We start from the raw sequence: 23,953 nt of genomic DNA on the forward strand, positions 1-23,953 counted from the left end.
TCGGCGATGTGCTGCTGATGCACGCCGCCGGGTATCAGCCGGGTGCACGGATCTGCAGCCTCATCCTGGCAGGCGGTCATGGTGACCTTGGAGGGCACCTTGCCAGATACCCGGCGGTCAGCGGCCGGGGCGTTTTATGTCTCGAAAACAAGGGCCGCAACACGGCCGACAAGGTGCCGGCCTAGCCAGAGCGCCAGAGGGGAAGGATGTCATTCACACGAAAGGCTCACCGATAAGGGGGGTCCGAATGACACGAAAAATGTTCCGCAACACACTGCTTGGCGCAACCATGCTGATGGGCTTTGGCACCGGTCCCGCGTTCGCACAGGAATCCGAAGCCCCGAACAGTGCCGACACCATCGTCGTCACCGCCACCCGGCGCGCGACCTCGCTGCAGGACGTGCCGATCAACATCAGCGCGATCGGCGCGGACGAGCTGGCAAAGCAGCGGATCGATGACGTGCGCGACATCTCCGATTTCACACCGGGTATCACCATCGTCGATACCGGGCCCAGTTCCACCGGGAGCATCGTGCTGCGCGGCCTCAATGCGTCTGATTCGAGCGCAACCGGGGATTCCTTCGACAACGCGCTTGGCATCTATCTGGGCGAAGTCCCGCTCTATTACGATTTCAAGCTGATCGACATTGCGCGCGTGGAAGTCCTGCTGGGTCCGCAAGGGACGCTGTACGGCCTCGGCACCCTGGCAGGTGCCATCCGCAACATCCCCAACCGGCCCAACCTCGATCGTTTCGAAGGCGAGGTGCACGGCCGCTTCTACGCCAAGCAGCATAGCGGCGATCTGGGGTATCAGGCTGACGCGGTTATCAACATCCCGATCATCAAGGATCACCTCGCGTTTCGGTCGGCCACGGGATATTATTTCGACCCCGGCTTTATCGACTATCCGCTGCTGGTGCAGCGTCCCGGCATTTCGCTGCCTCAGCCCAACGGGCCCAATTTCGTCACCCCGGCAGGCTATGCGGCAAATCTGCGGCGCGAGAACGACGTCAATTTCGAAAAGACCATCACCACCCGCAATCAGTTGCTGTATCAGGCGAGCGAAGACTTCAAGGTCATCCTCACTTACGCCTTCCAGCAGACCAAGACCGATGGCGGCCAGTACAACAGCGATGGCGTGTTCGGTACCGGTCGGTATCAAAGCGCGGTCCGCTTTCTCGAACCGGTCAAGCGCCGGGCGCACCTTGCCAGCGTCGAGATCAACGCCAATCTCGGCAATATTGCCGATCTGGTCGCGACCACCGCCTATACCGATGTCAAGAACAACACGAGCAGCGACATTACCGACCTGCTGCTTGACCTCGATTATGGCTATGAATCGTTCCCGGCCTTTGCGGGCTTCAATGAGAACCAGAATCGCCGCAAGCAATTCAACCAGGAAATCCGCTTCGTCTCGCGCCATGGCGGTCCGTTCAACTGGGTGCTCGGCGGCTTCTACAACGAACAGAGGCTCGACAGCTTTGGTCGTGAACGCCTGCCCAACCACCCTTTCATAGCATTCGGAACGCAGCCCAATCCAGACGAGGTCGAATATGCAGCCTTCACCCGGTCGAAAGTGACCGAAAAGGCGATTTTCGGCGAGGGCACCTTCAGGATCACGCCTGAATGGCAGGTAACGGCAGGCGCCCGCTACTATGACTATACTTCGTCCATTGCGGGCCGCGCAGTGCTGCCCATCCTGGGCGATCCCATCAGTCCTTTCGATCTGCCGCCGGCTGGCGGGGATGCCGGGGCCAATGGCTGGGTGTGGAAGTTCAACAGTTCCTACAACTTCACGCCCGACATCATGCTCTACGCCACCTACAGCAAGGGCTATCGCGTTGGCGGTCCCAACTCTGTGGCACCCTGCGGACCACTGGTACCAGGCCAACAGGCGGTGTGCGCTCTGCCGGAGGAGGAACAGTTCCTGCCGGATACAACCAAGAACATTGAAATTGGCGTCCGCGCGCAGCTGTTCAACCGAATGCTGACGGTCAACGCCAACGCGTTCACGATCGACTGGGACGGTATTCAGGTCGGTTCTGCGACGATCAACGGGGTTGTCGGGATCACCGTCAATGGCGGCAAGGGCAAGGCCGAAGGATTTGAAACCTCGTTCCAGCTGCGACCGGTGCCACGGGTGTCGATCCAGGGAACCTATGCCTATCTGGATGCAAGGCTCACACAGGATGTTCCCGCGCTTATCGCGGTCAACAGTCCCGCCGGAACATATCCAAGCCGTCCCATCCGGCTGGATGCGCTTGCGGGCGACCGCCTGCCCGGATCGGCAAGGAACAGCGGCAGTCTCGGGGCCACCTATACGGCACCCCTGGGTGAGGGCAGCATCGTTGCCGACTGGACCGCAACCTATCGCGGCAGCGTCGTCACCCGTATTGGCTGGGACCGTGCCTTCGGCGACAAGTTGCCCGGTTTCACCACGCACCGTGCATCGGTGTTCTATGACACCGAAAAGTTCAGCATCGGCGTGTTCGCGGGCAACATCTTCGACAAATATGCGGTCGGCTCGGTTTCCAATGACCGGTCACGCGTCGGCCTGAACGATGGCGTGAGGCTACGCTATTTCCGGCAGAATGTCATCAACCCCCGCACCTTCGGCATCGAAGCGCGGTTCAAGTACTGAGCCGCGCGGGTGTCGGGTCTGCAACCTTTCATCAGGCTGGGCGCGGCGGTTCTGCTGGCGGGGTGTCTGGCAGGCACCCCGCCAGCCGGGGCAAAAACCGCAGCGCCTACCCGGCTGTTTGCCGAGCGCTGGATCGACGGCACCAACGGCGCGGAACCCGCCACCCAGGTCCAGGCGCTCGACGCGGATACCTTCGTCATCCGCCAGTCGGTCCACAGCAATTTCGAGGCGCCGTTCCTCTACCTGCTGTTCGGGCGCGACAGGGTGCTGCTGATCGACAGCGGCGCGGACGGCGGGCAGATCGTGCCGACCGTCGACCGGCTGATCACCGAATGGCTGATCGCGCACAAGCGCAGCGCGATCCCGCTGATCGTCGCGCACAGCCATTCCCATGGCGACCATATCGCTGCGGACGCCGCGTTCGCAAAGCGGCCCGGCACGGTGGTCGTCGGGTTGAAGCCGGCGGATGTCGCGGCGTTCTTCGGCATCGATCCGTGGCCCGGGGATGTTGCGACATTCGATCTGGGTGGCCGCGCGCTCAGCATATTGGCAACCCCCGGGCATCAGGCCGCCGCGATCATGGTCTATGATCCGCAGCTCAAACTCCTGATCTCGGGCGACACGCTCTATCCCGGACGGCTCTACATCCCGGTCAACTTCCTCGACGACAACCGCAAGAGCATCGACCGGCTGGCGGCCTTTGCCAAACGGCACCCGATCCGCGCGGTGCTGGGCGCGCATATCGAGATGACCCGGACGCCGGGGCGAGATTATGCCCACGAGGCGGCAAGCCATCCCGACGAACATGCGCTGGAACTGCCCGCAGCCGCGATCGCCGAGCTGCGCCAGGGGCTCACCGCCAGGCTCGACGTGCCCGACCAGGGCCAGGTGCACGACCACTTCATCATCATGCCGGTGGGTGCCCGTGCGGAGTGACGACATAGACCAGATCTATGGGATCTATACCGCATTGCCATCTGGCGTGATGGGGCGGTTTTCACGACGGTAAGTTGAATTTCATCATCCTGATGCCCCGGTTTTCTGCGGCTTATCCAAGGTCATCGGGTCAGCAACTGCGAGTACAGGCATATGGACGGAGTTCGCGTAGGCAATCGCATCATCGGCGGGCAATCGCCGGTTACCATCGGCTGGGTAAACATCCCGCGGGTGCAGGGCGGGCCGGTCAAGCAGTTCGTCTTCACCTATTTCCAGCCTGCGGTTCTCTTCGCGATGGTGCTGTTCTGGTACTACGCCCCCAACTCGATCGCCAAGGCCTCGACCGCGATCGGCATCGGCATCGCTTTCCGCGTGCTGCTGCTGGTGCTCGAATGGGTCAACCCGCGCTTCGAAAGCTGGCAGCTGACCTGGAAGGAGCTGGTCACCGACCTGTTCTATGTCGGTCTGGGCTATACCATCCTCAACATGGTCGACAATTACATCGGCAGCGATGTGCTGATCGAATCGCTGCTGAGCACCTATGACTGGGGCAAATTCAGCTGGTTCACCGGCCTGCCGCTGCTGGTCCAGGCGTTCCTGATCCTGTTCATGTTCGATTTCGGCCAGTACTGGATGCACCGCGGCATGCACAACTGGTACCCGCTGTGGCTGACCCACTCGGTGCACCACTACATCACCCAGCTCAACATCAACAAGGGCGCGGTGGGCAACCCGGTGGAGCTGTTCCTGATCGGCCTGGGCATTGGCGGGCTGTTCGACTTCCTGCCGCGGGCAGCCTTGCTCGCGGGCGCGATCGGCATGTCGATCGGGGTGTATCAGCACATCAACGTGCGGTTCAACACGCCGGCCTGGTGGCGCTTCCTGTTCAACACCACCGAGCATCACAGCCTGCACCACTCGCAGGATTTCGAGGCGACGCGCAGCAACTATGCCAGCAACTTCATCTTCATCGACCGGATTTTCGGCACCTGTGTCGACGGCGAGGCCGAACTGCTGGGCATGGAAGGCGGCCGCCGCATGTCGATCCGCGAACAGATGCTGTTCCCCTTCACCGAAGGCTGGAAGACGACCAAGCAGCGCTTCGGCAAGCGCGAGGCCACGCCGGACGCGCCCTTTGCCGACAGCAATGCGATTGCGGCGGAATGATCGACCAGGCCCAGTCGCTCGGCGACCATAGCCCTCATCCTCAGACACCCTTGTTGCAGGGATTTCAGATGAACCTGCGCTTCATCGACTGGCTCTGGAACATCCGGGGCAGCGTTCCCCTGCCGCCGGGCCAGTCGGGGGACGAGGCGTTTGCGAGGCTTGATCCGCTGTTGCAGCAGCCTGGCACCAGCTGCGAGCGCAGCGGCGAGACCCTGGTGTTCACCAAGAAGGACCAGGCCGCGCAGGACAGGATGTCGATCTTCGATGCAGGAGCGCTGCAGATCGAACAGGGCGCGGACGGCGCGGTGCTGCGCTATCGGCTGTACAGCCGCGCGCTGCTGTTCTGCTTGCTCGCGCCCCTGCTGTTCATCGCCTTCGGTCAGATGATCGTAGGCATCGGCGTGCTGGAAGGCCCCCCGACCGAAGCCGAACTGAAAGCCGAAGAGGCCAAGCAGGAGGCGAAGGACAAGAAGGTCCAGACGCTGAACCCGATCGATCAGTTCCTTGGCGCACCGGCCCCCGAAAAGCCGAAAAAGGACGAAAAGGACAAAGCGAAGGACAAGGCCAAGGACAAGAAGCATTCGCCGACCGCAGCCTATGTCTTCGCCGCGATCTTTGCCGTGTTGTTCGTCGCCGGGCGGATCCTGGAAGACTGGCTGATCCGCAAGCGCTTGCGGCAGGCGCTGCACGAAAGCTGAGAGGGGCCCCTGGTCCCTGCGCCACCGAGCGCAGTCCCACATCATCCGCCACCTGATGCGCTGTTCGCGGCTGGCTTGATGTGGCTGCTTCGTTCCTGGCCTCTTGAGGTGTCCGGCTCCCTCACCCGCCGCGCCGAGGAGAGAGGCCAAGGCCCCGGCGCACAGCATCACCTGTTCGTCCGCGCCTGCCAGGCATCACGCCCCGCAGCGCACCGCACAGCCGCCGCTTGCATCCCCCAAACGCAATCCGGCCCGGAAGTCTGCACTTCCGGGCCGGATCGGTTGTCTGCGGTGGAGCGATGCGAAGCTTAGTGCTTCACGCCCGCCCACACGTTGCGATAGGCCATATAGCCCAGGCCGGTCGCGATGATCAGGAAGATCAGCACGGCCCAGCCAGTCTGGTGGCGCTTTTCCAGCGTGGGCTCTGCGGTCCACACCAGGAACGCTGCCACGTCCTTGGCCATCTGCTCGCGGGTGGCGTTGGTGCCGTCGGAATAGGTGACGATACCGTCGCTGCCCAGCGGGTTAGCCATCGCGATGTTCAGGTTCGCGAAGTAGGGGTTATAGTTCAGGCCCGGTCCCGGCATGGCATCGGGGAAGCGCTTGGCGAGTTCCGCCGGCGGTTCCTGATAGCCGGTGAGCAGCGAGTAGATATAGGCTGCTCCGCCATGACGCGCCTTGGTGATCAGCGAAAGATCAGGCGGCAGGGCGTTGTTGTTGGCTGCGCGGGCAGCGGTTTCGTTGGCGTGCGGCGAGGGGATGAAGTCGGCCGGAAGCGGCTTGCGCGTCGTTGCTTCACCGGTGGCCGGATCGATCGACGGGGTCTGGGCGGGCCAGTTCGCGGCGATCGCCTTCACTTCGTCTTCGTTATAGCCAAGCTCGCCCAGGTTGCGGAAGGCAACCAGCCGCATCGAATGGCAGGCTGAGCAGACTTCCTTGTAGACCTGGAAACCGCGCTGCAGCTGCTGGCGGTCGAACTTGCCCATCGGGCCGTCGCTGCTCAGCGACAGCTTCTTGGGGTGTTCGTGGAAGGCATGCTCTGCGGTTTCCTGCGGCGGCTCGCTGATATAGGCGACCGCGCCCACACCGAACGAGACCAGCAGCCAGCCGCTGAAGAACAGCCCCACCAAAAATGCACCAATGCGAATCATGTCGAATGACTTTCCTTTTAGCGTCTGGCGTTATTCGGCGGGCTGCAGCGCGGGGCCGCCAGCGGTGCCGATGCTGTCCCGGCCGAGCACGCTTTCCGTGATCGAGAAGGGCAGGGGCTTGGGCTTTTCGATCTTCGCGATGATCGGCAGGATGATCAGGAAGTGCGCGAAGTAATAAGCCGAAGCCAGCTGGCTGAGCATCACGAACGGCTCTTCAGCCGGCGCGCCACCCAGATAACCCAGCAGCAGCACGTCCAGCACCAGGATCACGAAGAAGATCTTGAACAGCGGACGATAGTTGCCCGAACGCACCGGCGAACGGTCCAGCCAGGGCAGGAAGAACAGCAGCAGGATCGAGGCGAACATCGCCAGCACGCCGAGCAGCTTGGCCGGCACAATGAAGAAGTCGAAGGTGAAGGCGCGCAGGATCGCGTAGAACGGCCAGAAATACCATTCGGGAACGATGTGGGCGGGCGTCGAGAGCGGGTTGGCGGGGATGTAGTTGTCCGCATGGCCCAGGAAGTTCGGCGCAAAGAACAGCACCGAGCAGAACAGGATCAGGAACACGCCGAGGCCGAAGCCGTCCTTGGCGGTGTAATAGGGGTGGAACGGCACGGTGTCCGATTCCGACTTCACTTCCACACCGGTGGGGTTCGACGAACCCGGAATGTGCAGCGCCCAGATGTGCAGGATAACGACACCGGCAATCACGAACGGCAGCAGATAGTGCAGCGAGAAGAAGCGGTTCAGCGCGGCGTTGTCGGGCGCAAATCCGCCCAGCAGCCAGGTCTGGATCGGCTCGCCGACCAGCGGGATCGCGCCGAACAGGCCGGTGATCACCTTGGCACCCCAAAAGCTCATCTGGCCCCAGGGAAGCACATAGCCCATGAAGGCGGTCGCCATCATCAGCAGGAAGATGACCAGGCCGAGCAGCCAGATCATTTCGCGCGGGGCCTTGTACGAGCTGAAATACAGCCCGCGGAAGATGTGGATGTACACGACAATGAAGAAGAAGCTGGCGCCGTTGGCGTGCGCGTAGCGCAGCATCCAGCCCCAGTTGACATTGCGCATGATGTGTTCGGTGGAATCAAAGGCGACCAGCGCGTTGGGCGCATAGTGCATCGCCATGATGATGCCGGTCACGATCTGCATGACCAGGGCGACCCCGGCGAGAACGCCGAAGTTCCAGAAATAGTTCAGGTTGCGCGGAACCGGATAGCCGGCGCCGATCGCGCCATAGACCAGCCGCGGCAGCGGCAGGCGTTGATCCAGCCATTTGGTCAGATCGGACTTCGGTTCGTAATGCTTGGCCCAGGAAAAGCTCATCTTCTATGCTCCTCAACCGATCTTGATGACTGTGTCAGACAGGAATTCATATTCCGGCACGACAAGGTTGGTCGGGGCCGGACCTTTGCGGATCCGTGCAGCGGTATCGTAATGCGAACCATGGCAAGGGCAGAAATAGCCGCCGAACTCGCCCTTCACCTCGCCCTGCGCCGCGCCCAGCGGCACGCAGCCCAGATGGGTGCACACGCCCAGCGTGACCAGCCAGTTGGTCTTGCCTTCCAGCGTACGGTCGGCGAGCGACTGGGGATCGCGCAGCGAGTTCACGTCCACCTTGTTGGCGGCGTCGATTTCGGCCGGCGTCAGGTTGCGGATGAACATCGGCTGTTTGCGCCACACGGTCTTGATCGCCTGGCCCGGTTCCACCGCCGAAACATCGACTTCGGTCGAGGCCTGGGCGAGGACGTCCTTGCTGGGCGCCATCTGCGTGATCAGCGGGATAAGAACCGTGGCTGCACCAACACCTGCAAAGCTGACCGCTGCAATGTTGATGAAGTCACGGCGACGGACACCATCGGATTCGATGGCCGCGCTACCGTCTTGATTCATGGTTACTTGTTCTGCCATGTCGCTAACCTGACCCTCAAGCTATTGAAAAGTTGATTGATTTTTTCGATGCTGAAAGCGGCATGGCACGGCGTTGCCCTTCGCCCGTCCGCATGATTGGGGGCCTGATAGACGCAAAAACGTCATTTTGCCAACAACGAAATTGGCGCGGCGCAGCATAGTTTTCATGAATGACGGATGATGGCGCGCACAAAATTGCGCGACCGGCCCATCGGCTGCGTGACTTGGCCGTCGACAGCGCTAAAGCAGGGGCATGCGCATCGCTCTGTACCAACCCGACATCGCCGGAAATGTGGGGGCCATTTTGCGGCTGGGCGCCTGTATGGCGGTTCCGGTAGAGATCATCGAACCGTGCGGCTTCGTGTTCGACGACAAGAGGCTCAAGCGCGCGGCGATGGATTACGGCCCGCTGGCCGAGATGCGCCGGCATGCCGACTGGGAGGCGTTTCAGGCGTTCCGCAAGTGCTTGGGTGCACGGCTGGTGCTGATGAGCGCGCATGCGCCCGCCAGCATCTATCGCACCGAATTCCGCGACGACGACATCCTGCTGATGGGGTCGGAAAGCGCCGGCGTGCCGCCGCATGTGCGCGATGCGTGCGAGCTTGCCACCACCATCCCGATGGCGCCCGGCCTCAGATCGCTCAACATATCGGTTGCAACCGGGATTGCGCTTGGCGAGGCGCTGCGGCAGACACGGCAGCTGGGCGATGCATGAAGGCGTACGCCAGCGCAGGGGAGCATGATGACCGATTGGACTGAACAGAGAGTGGCGGCGCGGGGCTGGTTCGAAAGCCTGCGCGATGCAATCTGTGCCGAATTCACCGCCATTGAGCGCGAGGCGGGCTCGGACGCCGAGTTCGATTATTCCGCATGGGACCGGACCGAGGCCGATGGATCGCATGGCGGCGGCGGCGTGCGCGGGCTGATCAAGGGCAAGGTGTTCGAAAAGGCGGGAGTCAACGTCTCGACCGTCGAGGGCCGGTTCAGCGAGGAGTTCGCCAAATCGATCAACGGCGCGGGCGAGGACCCGCGATTCTTTGCAACCGGAATTAGCCTGGTCGCGCATATGTCCAATCCGCACGTACCCGCGGTGCATATGAACACCCGTTTCCTTGTCACCACCAAGGCATGGTTCGGCGGAGGAGCCGATCTCAACCCGCCGCTGCCTTACGCCGAAGATACGGATGATTTTCACGCCCGGATGCAGGCTGCGTGCGATGCGCACAATCCGGACTATCATGCCAGGTTCAAGGCCTGGGCCGACGACTATTTCTATATCCCCCATCGCGGCGTGCACCGCGGCGTAGGCGGCATCTTCTACGATCATCTCGAATGCACCGACCAGCCGACGTTCGATGCCAATTTCGCCTTCACCCAGGACGTCGGCCGCGCGTTCCTCGACATCTTCCCGGCATTGGTGCGCCGCCGGATGGCGCAGGACTTCACCCCCGCCGACAAGCACCAGCAACTGGTGTGGCGCGGGCGCTATGCCGAATTCAACCTGATCCACGATCGCGGCACATTGTTCGGGCTCAAGACCGGGGGCAACATCGACGCCATCCTGATGAGCCTGCCGCCCGAAGCGGTGTGGGAGTAGACGCGCGATGACGGTGGAGCGGCTCGATCATGTCAACATCATCGCGCAGGATCTGGCCGCCACCGCCCGTTTCTATGCCGAGCTGCTCGACCTCGAAATCCGCGACGCGCCGCCGCCGCTGACGCCGGACAACGCGCAATGGGCGTATGACCGCAATGGCCAGGCGGTGGTGCACATCAACAGCGTGGATTGCCCGCGCACCTTTCCGCGCGATGTCGCGCCGGGGCCCACCGGGTCGATCCACCACATCGCCTTTCGCTGCGAAGGGTTCGACGCGATGGAACAGCGGCTGCAGGCGAGGGGCGCGGAGTATTCGGTCAACACGGTCAATGCGATCGGCCTCAGCCAGATCTTCACGCTCGATCCCAATGGCGTGTTGCTGGAGCTCAATTTCTTCGCAGGGTGATGCAGGAGGGGATGCGATGACGGTGCGGTCCATATCCACCCATCCGGTCCATCTGGGCCTTGGCGCAAAGGCCATTACGCTGCCGCCGATGGATGGAGCGGCAGAATGGTACCAGGATTACGAGGCACGGACCGCGAGCGACGGCATCGAGGGGCGGCTGGTCACCCAGTTCACCTTCGATGTACCCTGGACGATGTGGGAGATGCACCCGGCGGGCGACGAGGTGGTGCTGTGCACCGCGGGGCGGATGACGCTGCATCAGGAGCATCCCGATGGCACGGTGACGACGCTCGAGCTTGGCCCCGGCGATTATGCGATCAACCCGCCCGGCGTCTGGCACACCGCGGATGTCGACGGCACCGCGACCGCGCTGTTCATCACGGCGGGGATGGGGACGCAGAACAGGGTGCGGTGAGGCTGCGCCGCGCGCCCCTCCTTCTGTCATCCTGAACTTGTTTCAGGACCCATCGTGCCGAATGGACCGAAGCCGCGTGAGGAGAAATGGGCCCTGAAACAGGTTCAGGGTGACGAGAGTGGTTTGGCGCCACCGCTTCGTTCCAATCCTCCCCCCCATTGACAGCCGCTCACCTTGCCGCCAATCGCACGGGCCATGGCCAGCGCTTCTGCTCCCCTTGATGACGCCCGTTTCGGGCTGGACCGGCGGGTGACTTTGCTCGGTCCGCTGCCGCTCGATTGCGGCGCGGCGCTGGCGCCGGTCGAGATCGCCTATGAAAGCTATGGCACGCTGAACGCGGACAAGAGCAACGCGGTGCTGATCTGCCATGCGCTCACCGGCGATCAATATGTCGCCTCGACCCACCCGATCACCGGCAAGCCCGGCTGGTGGCAGCGGCTGGTGGGTCCAGGCAAGCCGGTCGATCCCGCGCGCGATTTCATCGTGTGCGCCAATGTCATCGGCAGCTGCATGGGCTCGTCGGGCCCCGCGACGGTCAACCCCGCGACCGGCGAGCCCTGGGGCATGGATTTTCCGGTGCTGTCGATCGCGGACATGGTGCGCGCGCAGGCGCTGCTGCTCGATTATCTGGGCATCGAAACGCTCGCGGCCGTCATCGGCGGGTCGATGGGGGGCATGCAGGCGCTCAGCTGGCCGGTGCTGTACCCCGACCGGGTGCGCGCCGCGCTCGTCATCGCCTCTACCGCGCGGCATTCGGCGCAGAATATCGCGTTCCACGAGGTCGGGCGCCAGGCGATCATGGCCGATCCGCGCTGGCGCAAGGGGGCCTATTATGCCGATGGCGATGTGCCCGCATCGGGGCTCGCGGTCGCGCGGATGGCGGCGCACATCACCTATCTGTCCGAAGCGGGTCTCACCGAGAAGTTCGGGCGCAGGCTGCAGGACAAGACCGGCCAGGATTGCGCCAATCAGACGGGGGGCAGCAGCTTCGGCTTCGATGCCGATTTCCAGATACAGAGCTATCTGCGCCACCAGGGGATCAGCTTCGTCGACCGGTTCGATGCCAACAGCTATCTCTACATCACCCGCGCGATGGACTATTATGATCTCGCGCTGCCGTATGACGGCGTGCTGGCGCGCGCGTTCATGGGGACGAAAACGCGCTTCTGCCTGATCAGCTTCGACACAGACTGGCTGTATCCCACCGCCGAATCGCGGCGCATCGTTCACGCGCTCAATGCTGCGGGCGCCGAGGTGAGCTTTGTCGAGCTGTCCTCGCCCTTCGGCCATGATGCGTTCCTGCTCGAATGCCCCGAGATGAACCGGATCGTCGACGGCTTCTTGCGCGCCGGAGCTTCGACGTGACCGGCCTGCGCCCGGACTTGCGGATCATCGCCGACAATGTGACTCCGGGCGCGCGGGTGCTCGATATCGGCTGCGGCGACGGCGCGCTGATGGCGGCGCTGCGCGACAGCCGCCAGGTGCGCGCGCGCGGGCTGGAGCTGAACCCGGCGAACGTCAGCGCGGCGGTGACCCGCGGGCTTTCGGTGATCCAGGGCGATGCCGATACCGATCTGGTCGACTATCCGTCCGACAGCGTCGATTATGCGATTCTCAGCCAGACGCTGCAGACCGCGCGCGCGCCGCACAAGGTGCTCGAAGAGCTGCTGCGCATCGGGCGGCAGGCGTTCGTCAGCTTCCCCAATTTCGCGCACTGGCGCATCCGCATGTCGCTGCTCACCCAGGGACGGATGCCGGTCACCCGGCTGATCCCCGAAGCCTGGTATGAAACCCCCAACATCCACCATGTCACCATCGACGATTTCCGCGAGCTGATCGCGCAGCGCGGTTGGACCTGCGATGGCGAATGGTTCCTCTCGGGCGACCAGCAGACCTCGCGCGGCATGGCCAATCTGCTCGCCGAACACGCCGTGTTCCTGCTGCGGAGATAACCGACATGAAGATCGCCATCATTGGAGCGGGGCTGGCCGGGCTGACCGCGGCAGGCGCGTTGAAGCACGCCGGGCACGAGGTCGCACTGTTCGACAAGGCGCGCGGACCGGGCGGGCGGATGTCGACCCGCCGCACCGAGACGGCGCTGGGTATGGCGTTCTTCGACCATGGCGCGCAATATTTCACCGCGCGAGATCCGGACTTTGCCGCCGAGGTGGCCCGCTGGCAGGCAGGCGGGTCTGCGGCGCGCTGGCCGGCTGCGGGCGCGGATGCCTGGGTCGGTACGCCGGGGATGAACGCGATCATCAAGGCGCTGGCTGCGGACCATCAGGTGCGCTGGACCTGCCGGATCGAAAGCATTGCGCGCGAAGTGAAAGGGTGGAGCCTCAGGCATTCCGAGGGCACAGAAGCCGCCGATGCGGTGATTGTCGCAGTTCCTGCAGAGCAGGTGGCGGATCTGGTGGCGGTGCATCAGCTCGATTGGGCGGAGCTCGCGCAGGCAACGCACTCGCAGCCCTGCTGGACGGTGATGGCCGCATTCGATGCGCCGGTCGCCATCGCGGACGATTGTCTGCGCACCCGCGGTGCGATCGGCTGGGCGGCGCGCAACAGCGCCAAGCCGGGACGGACCGGGCCGGAAAGCTGGGTGGTGCAGGGTTCGCCTGACTGGTCGACGGCGCATCTGGAAGACGAAGCCGAGGCGGTCAGCGCGCTGCTGCTGGCAGAGCTTGCAGCAATGGCCGGTGGCGTGTTGCCTGCGACCCTGTCGGTGCAGGCGCACCGTTGGCGCTATGCAATGTCGGGCTCTGCAGGCAGGACGGCGGTGTGGGATGGATCGCTGGGGCTGTGCGGCGACTGGCTGGTCGGGCCCCGGATCGAGAGTGCCTGGACCTCTGGCCGCGCGCTCGCGGCGCTGGTCGTATCGGGCTGAGCGCGCTTCGGCTCAGACGATCGCGCTGGGCGCCAGGCTGGCGGCAATGAACATCGACGAGGTCACGATCGCCACAACGGTGGTGAACAGCTGACCCTGGATGCTTTCAAGACCGGCGATAAACATGGGATATTCCTTGACGATTTGTGCGGGGTTGATCCTGCGGGCGATCAGACGATCGTTCCGGGGCCGATGCTGGCTGCGATGAGCACGAAGGACGAGACGGCAGCGAGCAGGGTAGCGATGAGGTTCATGACGGGATTTCCTTTTATCTGGTGAGTGGAAGTGTGGGTGGTTCAGACGATCATGCCGGGCAGGACGCTGGTGGCGATCAGAACGGCAGAGCAGATCGTGGCGAGAGCGGTTGCGAGAATGTTCATGAGAATGTCCTTTTCAAATAATGGGGTTGTGGAGGTGTGCGCGGATCAGACGACCGCGCCGGGGATGACGCTGGCAGCGATGAAGACGCTGGAGCAGACGATGGCGAGAGCGGCGGCGATCAGCTGGCTCTGGGCGGCGGTGAAGATGGTCATGGGTACGTCCTTTCATGTGTTTCTGTCGGTTCCGACCGGGTTGGCCGGAGATGCCAGACACATTGCACAGGGCGTGCCAGTTTGAAAAACAAAGCTAAATCAGTGCCTTGACTGTGAAGCAGGGTTTTTGCGAGATGAACGGATGCTGACAGTTGGGGAAATTTCCCATTAATCAGGATTGCTGCTCGCGCTTCGCGCTTCGCGGGTCAGGCTGCAGGTGCGATCAGGCCGACGCGTTCTGCTTCGGAGACCATGCGCCGGCTGAAAAATGGCGAAATGGCAAAGCGCGCGAGGATGTCCGGGGCGGGCGTGCCGGGATTGACCCCCACCAGCTTTTCCAGCTCGCCCCAGCTGCGCCGCGCCTCCTGCGTCCGGCCATTGGCCGCCAGCGACAGCGCCTTGGCGAGCAGGAAGTTGGGCTGGGTGGCCTTGTCGCGCGAATCCGCACGCATCGCGAGATCCAGCGCCGATGCCGCCTTGCCGTTGAGCTGGCGGGTGATCACCAGCGATGCGATCTGATAGCCGCCCGGTTCGCTGTTCATGGTCAGCGCGCGCTCGAGCACCGGCTCGGCGCCCTGCGTGTCCCCGCACGACAGCAGGAAGGTGCCTGCCAGCCCCAGCGTGTCGGGCTCGAGCGGGTTGCTCTCCACCGCGCGGCGGGCAAAGGCGATCGCCCGGGGGCAATTGCCGCGCGCAAGCGCCGAGCGCGCCACCGCGATCTGCGCCAGCGACGAGCGGCCATCGAATTGCAGCGCGGCCTCGGCCAGGTCCCTGCCGCGCTTGGAGGGGACGAGCGGCGTCAGCCGACCGGCTTGCGGGCTGGACAGCGCAAGATAGGACTGCGCCTGCAGGAACAGCGGTTCGTCGGGATAGGCCTCGAGCGAGCGGGCGAGGCACTTTTTCAGCGCCGGGCGCAACGCCGGATCGCGCTGCTGGCGGAAGGCATCATACTGGATCAGGCAGGGATAGCCCGGGCTAGTGTCGTGGCCGATCAGCTTGCGCTGGTGCTGCGCGATCAGCCCGCCCGACCGGGCGATGGCGGAAATGCCCGATCCGATCGCCTGCTCGAAATCCGGCGCGGTCAGGCGGCTGCCGTTGCGCGGCAGCTCGTAGGACCACAAGGTGGTGCCGGTGGCGCCATGCCGCAGCGTGAGGAACAGCAGTTCGGGCGAGGCCCCCTGCTGGCGGCCGCCTCCGCGCAGCAGCAGCTGATATTCGCGCGCGGCGTCGCGCATCGCGGGACTGTCGGAATGCGATCCCATGCTGACAGCGAGCATTTCGAAGCGCTGCAGCTGCATCTCGGCGATCTGCGCGACGGTATCGAGATCGTCATTGCCAGCAGCCGGATCGGTGGTGATCGTGACATGCGCGACCTGCTGGCGCAGGTCGCGCCGTGCGAGATCGCGGTCGGCCGCATCGGGTCGCGCCACCAGCCAGATCACATAGAGCAGTGCCAGCAGCATCAGCACCGGCAACGCCCAGATCAGCCAGCCGCGATCGACTCCCTGCGGCACCGGTGGCGGGGCTGGCTGGAGCATGGATGCGGACGAGGACGGGGTCGGCAGGACGGTATGGGTCGCTGCCGCTGCCGGATCGGCCGCCTGCGCAGCGCCTGTCGCCGGAGTCTTGGGATCCGCCGCCGCCGGACCTGCACCTGCCGGTTCGGGCGATACCGTGGTCAGCGGCAGCAGCTCGACATTGTAATGGCCCACGGGAATGGCGATGCGCTGGCGGCCATGCGCCTGGTCGGGGGTAAGCGCGGCATAATGCAGATCGAGCATCTTGCGCAGGCGCCCGACCTGAACGCGGGGGTAGCTGTCGCTTTGCGGATCGAAGCTGTCATCGCGGCCCAGCCCTTCGACCGCGATCTGGTAAGCCTTCAGCCGCGCGCCATGGCCCGCGAGCGTCTGATCGACAAGATATTCGAGAAGTCTGCGCAGGACCGGAGACCGCACAAATTCGGGCGATTGCATCACCAGTGCCAGTTCGCTTAGCAAAGCGATTCTGTCAGGTTGCGCGCTCACGTGATGCAGTCCCTTCGGGGTTGCCTGTCGCCATTTCTTGCGGATGAAGCGCCCTGAACCTTTATCATGTCCGCACTTGTGAAAAACAGACGATATATAGTTGAATGTAACTTTGCAATTGGACGTGACATGAAAATCCGCGTCTCGCCCAAGAAACCCGGCTTTTCACCGTTACACGTGGTTTCACCTCTCCAGATCGGTGCTTTTTCTGACTGAGGGCTTGGAACCTTGGGGGTTCGACCCTATCGAGGCACAGACATGCAGTCCTTCCACACAGCATCTCCCGCTCCGAGCGGTAAACAGCCCGCGATGCGGCAGACGCTCGCGCGCTTCCTGCCCTATCTGTGGCCCGATGGCCGGCCCGACCTGAAGCTGCGCATCTGCGGCGCGATGCTGATGGTGCTGCTCGGCAAGGCGGCTGTGCTGTCGATGCCCTTTGCCTACAAGGCCGCGATCGACAGCATGACCATCGACGGCACCACCATGGCGATGGTGGCGATCACCGCGGTGCTCGCTTATGGCGCGGCGCGGCTGGGATCGGTGCTGTTCGACAATCTGCGCAACGTGGTGTTCGAGCGCGTCGGGCAGGAGGCGACGCGGACGCTTGCGGAGAACGTCTTCGTCCAGCTGCATACGCTGTCGCTGCGCTTCCACCTTGCCCGCCGCACCGGCGAAGTGACCAAGGTCATCGAGCGCGGTACCAAGAGCATCGACGTGATGCTGTATTTCCTGCTGTTCAACATCGCGCCCACCGTGCTCGAGCTGATCGCGGTGCTGGTGATCTTCTGGATCAACTTCGGCATCGGCCTGGTGCTGGCGACGGTGGCCATGGTCGCGCTGTACATCGGCTTCACCCGCATCGTCACCGACTGGCGCAACCACTTGCGCGAGACGATGAACACGCTGGATGGCAAGCAATTGGGCCGCGCGGTGGATTCGCTGCTCAACTACGAGACGGTCAAGTATTTCACCGCCGAGGCGCGCGAAGCCAAGCGCTATGGCGATGCTGCGCGCACCTATGCCAACGCTGCGGTGAAGTCCGAAAACTCGCTGGCGCTGCTCAATGTCGGCCAGTCGCTGATCACCAACCTGATGATGGCGGGCGCGATGGCCTATACAATCTGGGGGTGGAGCCAGGGCCTGTTCACCGTGGGCGATCTGGTGCTGGTCAACACGCTGCTGATGCAGCTGTTCCGCCCGCTCGATCTGCTCGGCATGGTCTATCGCACGATCCGCCAGGGGCTGGTCGACATGGCCGCGATGTTCGACCTGATCGATACGCCCGCCGAGATCGTCGACATCCCCGGCGCGCCGGCGCTGGACAGCGCGCTGCCCTCGGTCGAGTTCCAGAATGTCGATTTCGGCTATGATCCCGACCGGCAGATCCTGCACGGCCTCAGCTTCAAGGTGGAGCCGGGGCAGACGCTGGCGATCGTCGGGCCCTCGGGCGCGGGCAAGTCGACCATCGCGCGGCTGCTGTTCCGCTTCTATGATCCGCAAGGCGGGCGCATCCTGATCGGTGGGCAGGACATCGCGAGGGTGACGCAAGGATCGCTGCGCGCGGCGCTGGGGATCGTGCCGCAGGATACCGTGCTGTTCAACGACACCATCGGCTACAATATCGGCTATGGCCGCGAGGGCGCGAACCAGGACGAGATCGTCCGCGCGGCGCATGGCGCGGCGATCGGCACCTTCATCGAATCGCTCCCCAAGGGCTATGATACCGAGGTGGGCGAGCGCGGGCTCAAGCTTTCGGGTGGCGAAAAGCAGCGCGTCGCGATTGCGCGCACGCTGCTCAAGAACCCGCCGCTCACCATCTTCGACGAGGCGACATCCGCGCTCGACAGCGCCACCGAGGCGGAGATTCTCGACACCCTGGGGTCGCTGGCGCAGGGGCGAACGACGCTGGTGATCGCGCACCGCTTGTCTACCGTCACCCATGCAGATACCATCATCGTGCTGGACAGGGGTCGCGTCGCCGAACAGGGGTCGCACCGCGAACTGCTCCGCAAGGGCGGGCTCTACGCCGCGATGTGGCAGCGCCAGGCGCTGGAGCGCGAGAAGGAAGAGGCACAGACGGTATGAAAAGGTCGCTTGCCCTGTCGCTGATGCTGGCCGCCAGCCTCGCCGCACTGCCAGGCTGCAAGGACCGCAGCCAGGGCGAGCGCTCTCCAGTCCAGATGCCGCCGATCCTCGCCTCGCTCTCCGCCGCCCCGTCTGCCTCTGCCGCCTCCGCCATGAAAGACCAGAAAATGTTTACTCCGCTGACCGAAACCATCGAGGTTTCCCCGCAGATTTCGATCGATCAGGTTGCCGCTGCCAAGGCGCAGGGCGTGACGATGATCATCAACAACCGCCCCGATGGCGAGGATCCGTCGGCCCCGCAGGGCGCGGACATCGCCGCGGCCGCCGAGGCGGCGGGGATCGACTATGTCGCCATCCCCGTCACCCATGCCGGGTTCTCCGGCCCGCAGGTCGATGCGATGATCGCGGCGCTGGGCAAGGCGGAGGGCAGCGGCGGCAAGGTGCTGGCCTATTGCCGCTCGGGGACCCGCTCGACGCTTCTGTGGTCGCTGGCACAGGCCAAGCAGGGCAGGAGTCCGGCTGAGCTCAGCCGCGTCGCCGCCAATGCAGGCTATGATCTCAGCCCGATCCGTCCGATGCTCGACGCGCTCTCGGGGCAGGCGGAGTGACCTACAAATCCTCCCCCGGCCTGCTCGGGGAGGATTGAAACAGCATGGTTAACCCTATCCTAACCATGCTGTGATCAACCTTGGCCATTCCGCTGCGGCACATCTGCTTGCGGAAAGGCAAGGAGAATGCGGCATGGCGAGCCATCCCGGCGCAGCATCGGGCAATTCATCGGCGGCGTTGACGCTGGCGGAACTGCGCGAGTTCGCAAGTTTCTCGCCCGGGGCGCAGCGCTATATCAAGCGCGCGCTCGATATCGGGCTGGCGCGCGAGGATGCGTTCAAGCGCTGGGCGCGCAACGCCGAGGAAACCGCCTCGATCCGCATGCACTATCTCGTCTACCAGGATTTGAAGCTGTTGCGCGGCAATGTGCCCGATGCGCCGCACGAGGACGGGTTCGAGCATTTCATGGCGCTGCTGGTGCGGCTGGCGGCGTTCGATCTGGCGCAGGGCCGGATCGAGAGCTTTTCGTCGTTCCGCTTCCTGTACGAACGCCTGCTGGGCGCGGATGTGCGCCCCTGGCTGCCATCGGCCTATTGCGCCGCGGCCGCGCTGCCGCAGATCCAGCCCGACCGCCGCAAGATCCTGCTCCAGTCGATCAGCGAGGCTGCCGCCACCGCGCCCGGCTGGTCGCTGCGCGCGCCGGTGTTCTTCCCCGAATGGGTCGAATGGGTGAGCGGCGACGCCGCGCACTGACCTGGCAGCTTCTCACCACAGTTCCATACCGCCACCCCCTCGAACGCGGGGGGCTCGCTTCTGCGCAAGGCTGACGGAAAAGCGGGATTCCCGCGGTCGCAGGAATGAGAAAGATCAGCTCGTCCCCACCAAAGCCCCCAGCACCACGCGGCGGTAGATCCGCGCGAGCGTGTCCAGGTCGGCAATCGCCACCGCCTCGTCGAGCTTGTGCATCGTCGCGTTGCAAAGCCCGAACTCGACCACCGGGCAGATCCGCGACAAGAAGCGCGCGTCCGATGTGCCGCCGGTGGTGGACAGCTCGGTCTCGAGCCCGGTCTCGGCGCGTATGGCGTCGGCGATCATGCTGGACAACTCGCCCGGCGGGGTGAGGAACGCCTCGCCCGAAATCTTCGCCTCGACACTTCCCCCCATCGCCCCGGCGATGCCGCTGATCAGCTCGATCAGTGACGATCCGCTGTGCAGGTCGTTGAACCGGATCGAAATCCGCGCCTCTGCCCCGGCGGGGATGACATTGTGCGCGGGGTTGCCCACCGCCAGATCGGTGATCTCGATGTTGCTCGGCTGGAACCAGTCGGTGCCATTGTCGAGCATCACCTGCTCGATCTCGGCAAGGATCGACACCAGCTTCGGGATCGGATTGTCGGCGAGGTGCGGATAGGCGACATGGCCCTGCTGGCCGGCCACGCGAATCCACATGTTCACCGATCCGCGCCGCCCGATCTTCACCATGTCGCCCAGCCGCGAGACCGAGGTCGGCTCGCCCACCAGACACAGATCGGGCACCGTGTCCTGCGCCTGCATCAGGTCGATCAGCGCGCGGGTGCCATAAACCGCAGGGCCCTCCTCGTCGCCGGTGATGATCAGGCTGATCGTTCCGGTCTCGCGCGGAATGTCGGCAACCGCCGCGACGAAGCTTGCGATCGATCCCTTCATGTCGACCGCGCCGCGTCCGTGGAGCAGGTCACCACGCACCACAGGCTCGAACGGATCGCTGGCCCAGCCCTTGCCCGGCGGCACCACGTCGAGATGCCCGGCAAAGGCGAAATGCCGTCCCGCATCGCCCGCAGGCCGCCGGATCGCATGCAGATTCTCGACCGGACCGTCGGGCGCCTCGCCGCAGACGAAGCGGGTGACATCGAACCCCAGGGGGGCGAGCATTTTTTCAAGGCAGTCGAACACCACGCCGGTGGCGGGGGTGACGCTTTCGCAGGCGATCAGACGGCTGGCAAGCTCGAGCGGGGAAGCGGCGAGAGTGGCGGTGTCGGTCATGGGGGCTTTCTTGTTGTCTGCGCCTGCATTAGCATCGCCGCATGCCCAAAGTCGACCTGCAAGCGGTTCCGCAAACCAACGCCACGGGATATCCTGACCACCTGGCTGATGTCGTGCAGGGGCGCTGGTATCGCCGCCTGTCTCCCGCTGCTGGGCTCACCGATTTCGGCGCCAGCCATGTCGTGCTCAAGCCCGGCGCCTGGTCGGCGCAGCGGCACTGGCACGAGCAGGAGGACGAGCTGCTGGTGATCCTGTCGGGCACTGCGGTGCTGGTGGACGATGACGGGCGCACGCCCTTGGTGGCGGGGGATGTCGCTGCGTTTCCCAAGAACGATGGCAATGGCCATTGCCTGATCAACGAGAGCGATGTGGATTGCGTGTTCCTGGTGGTGGGCAAGAGCGTCAACGGTCCGTGCCATTATCCCGATGTCGACATGCACGAAAACGGTGGTGGCGATAAGCGCCGCAAGACCGGCTAGCGCTTCTGAGCGCCGCCCGCCTCGCACCCACCTTCGCCAGCGGATAACCGCCTGGCACTCTTTACCAATGTAACCTCGCTTGCTGTGCCGAGTGGCGCGGTCTGTTGTCATGCCCTGCGGCAGCCTCCGCTCCATCCATATTGACCGCTGCAGGGAAAGACGCCATAGGCTAATGCGAATCGCTAGCAATAGCATTAGATGGGGGATTTCATGACACGCTGGTTCTGTTCCGTCGCGCTGGGGGGCCTGTGCGCCGCGCCCGGCGCCGCCTTTGCCGCGCAGCCGGGCTCTGCGCTCGCAGCCGAAACCGAGAACGCGGATGCCGAGGCCGGGAGCGATGGTCGCACCATCGTCGTCTCGGCAACCCGCACCCCGATCACCATTGATGACGCGCCCGTTACCGTCTCGTCGAAGAGCGACGAGGAGATCGCCGACGAACTCGCCACCGACATCAAGGATCTGGTGCGGTTCGAGCCCGGGGTCAGCGTTCGCCGCCAGCCTGCGCGCTTCGGTGCCGCGCTGGGCAGCACGGGCCGAGCGGGCAACGAGGATTTCACCATCCGCGGCATCGGCGGCAACCGCGTGCTGATCCAGGTCGATGGCGTGCGCGTGCCGATGGGCTTCAGCTTCGGCGCGCAAAGCGTGGGTCGGGGCGATTCGGTCGATATCGGTCTCGTCAAATCAGTCGAGATCCTGCGCGGTCCGGCTTCTGCGCTCTATGGCAGCGATGGGCTGGCTGGCGCGGTCAGCTTCACGCTCAGCGATCCCGAGGATATCCTCAAGGGCAAGGCGGTCGCCGGACTGGTGCGCAGCCAATATGCCAGCGCGGACGACGAGTTCGCGCACACCGCGATTCTCGCGGGCCGCAGCGGCGATATCTCGGCGTTGGTCTCCTACAGCCGCCGCGATTTCAACGAACTCGACAACCGCGGCACCAACGATGTGCTGGGTGCGAACCGCACCACCCCCAATCCGCAGGACGGCCACAGCAACGCCGCCACCGCGCGCATCGTCTGGGACCCGGCAGGCGGGCACAAGGTCCGGCTGACGGGCGAGTATCTCGACAATGCGCTGGTCACCGATCTGCTCTCGGGCCGCTCGGCGACCATCGACAATCTGGTTGCGCGCGACACCGGCAAGCGCTGGCGCGTGGCGGGCGACTGGATCTGGGAGGGCGAGGGCACGCTCGAGATGGCGCGGGTCAGTGCCTATTGGCAGTCGGCCAAGGACCGGCAGTTCTCCCAGGAAGACCGCACCCCGCTGGCCGACCGCACCCGGCTCAACACCTTCGACAACCGCGTCTACGGGCTCGCCGCCGAAGGGCGCGCTGCGTTCGCCACCGGGCCGCTGCAGCACAAGCTGGTCTTTGGCGCCGATGCCAGCTGGACCCGGCAGCAGGGCGTGCGCGGCGGCACCGTGCCGCCTGCGGGCGAGGTATTTCCATCGAGCGCGTTTCCGGTCACCGATTATGTGCTGACCGGGCTGTTCCTCGGCGACGAGATCAGCGTCGGGCCGCTCACCCTGTTCCCGGCGCTGCGGTTCGATCACTACAAGCTCACCCCGCAGGCCGATCCCTTGCTGCCGCCGACCTTCGTCACCACCGGCCAGTCGGGCGAGCGGGTCAGCCCCAAGATGGGCGCGGTGCTCAAGCTCACCGAGGAGGTGCGGCTGTTCGCCAACTACGCGCAGGGGTTCCGCGCGCCCGAGCCCAGCCAGGTCAACCAGTTCTTCGAGAATCTGGGGCAGGGCTATACCTCGCGGCCCAACGCCGATCTGGGGCCGGAGCGCAGCGAGAGCATCGAGGGTGGCATCCGTTTCGTCAGCGAGGCGGTGAGCCTCAGCGCGACGGCGTTCTCGGCGCGGTACAAGGATTTCATCAGCCAGGAGGTGGTCGGTGGCGGCTTCACGCCCGCCAATCCCGCGATCTTCCAGTTCATCAACCTCGACCGGGTCAAGGTGGAGGGGGCAGAAGCCCGGATGGACCTGCGCGGTCGCAACGGCATCACCGGCCAGCTGGCCTTTTCCTATGCCAGGGGCGATGTTATCGATCCCGCGGCGGGCACGCGGGTGCCGCTGGCCACGGTCGACCCGCTCAAGCTGGTAGCGGGGATCGGCTGGCGCGACAAGGCGGGACGGTTTGGCGGGCAACTGATCGCCACCCACAGCGCGCGCAAGTCCGACGAGCGCAGCACTGGGGTGTGCACGCCGTCGTGCTTCCGCCCCGGCGCGTTCACCATTCTCGATGCCACCGCTTTCGTGAATCTGGGGCCGGTGACGCTGCGCGGCGGGGTGTTCAACCTCACCAACGCCAAATACGCCTGGTGGTCGGATGTCCGCGGCCTCGCCAGCACCACGACGATCGCCGACGCGTTCACCCAGCCGGGGCGCAACGGCAGTGTCTCGTTGACTTATCGCTTTTGATTCGCAAAATTGTTAGCAATACGGAAATAGGGGT

The 23,953-nt window shown here is 64.3% G+C and carries 21 protein-coding genes; 16 read left to right on the plus strand and 5 right to left on the minus strand.

Annotated features, from left to right (window positions below; translation table 11 throughout):
* The first annotated feature begins 247 nt into the window (after positions 1-247).
* From IP68_RS10940 to IP68_RS10955, 4 genes are all read left to right on the plus strand, one after another.
* The gene (locus tag IP68_RS10940; protein WP_054135030.1) at positions 248-2,641 is read left to right on the plus strand and encodes a TonB-dependent receptor; all 2,394 of its coding nucleotides are present in this window, start codon (positions 248-250) and stop codon (positions 2,639-2,641) included.
* A gap of 9 nt (positions 2,642-2,650) precedes the next feature.
* Positions 2,651-3,577, plus strand: coding sequence for an MBL fold metallo-hydrolase (locus tag IP68_RS10945; protein ID WP_231683916.1), 927 nt, complete (start codon positions 2,651-2,653; stop codon positions 3,575-3,577).
* A gap of 153 nt (positions 3,578-3,730) precedes the next feature.
* Positions 3,731-4,744: a sterol desaturase family protein gene (locus IP68_RS10950; RefSeq protein WP_054135031.1), complete on the plus strand. Its 1,014-nt coding sequence runs from the start codon at positions 3,731-3,733 to the stop codon at positions 4,742-4,744.
* A gap of 68 nt (positions 4,745-4,812) precedes the next feature.
* Complete coding sequence (locus tag IP68_RS10955) at positions 4,813-5,442, plus strand: hypothetical protein (protein ID WP_054135080.1); 630 nt, start codon at positions 4,813-4,815, stop codon at positions 5,440-5,442.
* 308 nt (positions 5,443-5,750) lie between these two features.
* On the opposite strand, the gene IP68_RS10960 is transcribed toward IP68_RS10955, so the two are convergent.
* The 3 genes from IP68_RS10960 to petA are packed head-to-tail and all read right to left on the minus strand — an operon-like array spanning position 5,751 to position 8,486.
* Complete coding sequence (locus IP68_RS10960; protein ID WP_054135032.1) at positions 5,751-6,593, minus strand: cytochrome c1; 843 nt, start codon at positions 6,591-6,593, stop codon at positions 5,751-5,753.
* A 30-nt stretch (positions 6,594-6,623) separates the two neighbouring features.
* Positions 6,624-7,919 carry a cytochrome b/b6 gene (locus tag IP68_RS10965; protein ID WP_054135033.1) on the minus strand — a complete coding sequence of 432 codons (1,296 nt, stop codon included), beginning with the start codon at positions 7,917-7,919 and terminating at the stop codon, positions 6,624-6,626.
* 12 nt (positions 7,920-7,931) lie between these two features.
* Positions 7,932-8,486, minus strand: a complete 555-nt coding sequence (gene petA / locus IP68_RS10970; protein ID WP_369814855.1) for a ubiquinol-cytochrome c reductase iron-sulfur subunit — start codon at positions 8,484-8,486, stop codon at positions 7,932-7,934.
* A gap of 271 nt (positions 8,487-8,757) precedes the next feature.
* On the opposite strand from petA, the gene IP68_RS10975 reads away from it, so the two are divergent.
* From IP68_RS10975 to IP68_RS11005, 7 genes are all read left to right on the plus strand, one after another.
* Positions 8,758-9,219 (plus strand): tRNA (cytidine(34)-2'-O)-methyltransferase, encoded by a 462-nt coding sequence (locus tag IP68_RS10975; RefSeq protein ID WP_054135035.1) that lies wholly within the window; start codon positions 8,758-8,760, stop codon positions 9,217-9,219.
* A 27-nt stretch (positions 9,220-9,246) separates the two neighbouring features.
* On the plus strand, positions 9,247-10,101 hold the full coding sequence (hemF, locus tag IP68_RS10980) for an oxygen-dependent coproporphyrinogen oxidase (protein WP_054135081.1): 855 nt from the start codon (positions 9,247-9,249) through the stop codon (positions 10,099-10,101).
* A 7-nt stretch (positions 10,102-10,108) separates the two neighbouring features.
* Positions 10,109-10,507 (plus strand): VOC family protein, encoded by a 399-nt coding sequence (locus tag IP68_RS10985; RefSeq protein WP_054135036.1) that lies wholly within the window; start codon positions 10,109-10,111, stop codon positions 10,505-10,507.
* 16 nt (positions 10,508-10,523) lie between these two features.
* Positions 10,524-10,922, plus strand: a complete 399-nt coding sequence (locus IP68_RS10990; RefSeq protein WP_054135037.1) for a cupin domain-containing protein — start codon at positions 10,524-10,526, stop codon at positions 10,920-10,922.
* Positions 10,923-11,117: 195 nt separating this feature from the next.
* Complete coding sequence (locus IP68_RS10995) at positions 11,118-12,287, plus strand: homoserine O-acetyltransferase (protein WP_054135038.1); 1,170 nt, start codon at positions 11,118-11,120, stop codon at positions 12,285-12,287.
* Positions 12,284-12,874: a methionine biosynthesis protein MetW gene (gene metW, locus IP68_RS11000; RefSeq protein WP_054135039.1), complete on the plus strand. Its 591-nt coding sequence runs from the start codon at positions 12,284-12,286 to the stop codon at positions 12,872-12,874. The genes IP68_RS10995 and metW overlap by 4 nt, the downstream gene beginning before the upstream one ends.
* 5 nt (positions 12,875-12,879) lie before the next feature.
* A complete protein-coding gene (locus tag IP68_RS11005) occupies positions 12,880-13,806 on the plus strand; it encodes an NAD(P)/FAD-dependent oxidoreductase (protein ID WP_054135040.1) in 927 nt (308 codons plus the stop codon).
* Positions 13,807-14,545: 739 nt separating this feature from the next.
* On the opposite strand, the gene IP68_RS11015 is transcribed toward IP68_RS11005, so the two are convergent.
* The gene (locus IP68_RS11015; protein WP_156318060.1) at positions 14,546-16,363 is read right to left on the minus strand and encodes a M48 family metallopeptidase; all 1,818 of its coding nucleotides are present in this window, start codon (positions 16,361-16,363) and stop codon (positions 14,546-14,548) included.
* Between the two features lie 309 nt (positions 16,364-16,672).
* Between IP68_RS11015 and IP68_RS11020 the strand changes: the two genes are divergently transcribed.
* The 3 genes from IP68_RS11020 (at position 16,673) to IP68_RS11030 (ending at position 19,750) form a co-directional block, all read left to right on the plus strand.
* Complete coding sequence (locus tag IP68_RS11020; protein ID WP_197275782.1) at positions 16,673-18,448, plus strand: ABC transporter ATP-binding protein/permease; 1,776 nt, start codon at positions 16,673-16,675, stop codon at positions 18,446-18,448.
* A gap of 167 nt (positions 18,449-18,615) precedes the next feature.
* Positions 18,616-19,056, plus strand: a complete 441-nt coding sequence (locus IP68_RS11025; protein ID WP_054135082.1) for a TIGR01244 family sulfur transferase — start codon at positions 18,616-18,618, stop codon at positions 19,054-19,056.
* A gap of 133 nt (positions 19,057-19,189) precedes the next feature.
* On the plus strand, positions 19,190-19,750 hold the full coding sequence (locus IP68_RS11030) for a hypothetical protein (RefSeq protein ID WP_054135083.1): 561 nt from the start codon (positions 19,190-19,192) through the stop codon (positions 19,748-19,750).
* Between the two features lie 114 nt (positions 19,751-19,864).
* Here the strand turns inward: IP68_RS11030 and dapE are convergent, their stop codons facing one another.
* Positions 19,865-21,019 (minus strand): succinyl-diaminopimelate desuccinylase, encoded by a 1,155-nt coding sequence (dapE, locus tag IP68_RS11035; protein ID WP_054135044.1) that lies wholly within the window; start codon positions 21,017-21,019, stop codon positions 19,865-19,867.
* A gap of 41 nt (positions 21,020-21,060) precedes the next feature.
* Between dapE and IP68_RS11040 the strand changes: the two genes are divergently transcribed.
* Together IP68_RS11040 and IP68_RS11045 are read left to right on the plus strand one after the other, a co-directional pair.
* Complete coding sequence (locus tag IP68_RS11040; protein WP_054135045.1) at positions 21,061-21,498, plus strand: cupin domain-containing protein; 438 nt, start codon at positions 21,061-21,063, stop codon at positions 21,496-21,498.
* Between the two features lie 210 nt (positions 21,499-21,708).
* Positions 21,709-23,919 carry a TonB-dependent hemoglobin/transferrin/lactoferrin family receptor gene (locus IP68_RS11045; RefSeq protein WP_054135084.1) on the plus strand — a complete coding sequence of 737 codons (2,211 nt, stop codon included), beginning with the start codon at positions 21,709-21,711 and terminating at the stop codon, positions 23,917-23,919.
* The last annotated feature ends 34 nt before the right edge of the window (positions 23,920-23,953 follow it).

Source organism: Blastomonas sp. AAP25 (genome assembly GCF_001295965.1).
Taxonomy (GTDB): Bacteria; Pseudomonadota; Alphaproteobacteria; order Sphingomonadales; family Sphingomonadaceae; genus Blastomonas; species Blastomonas fulva.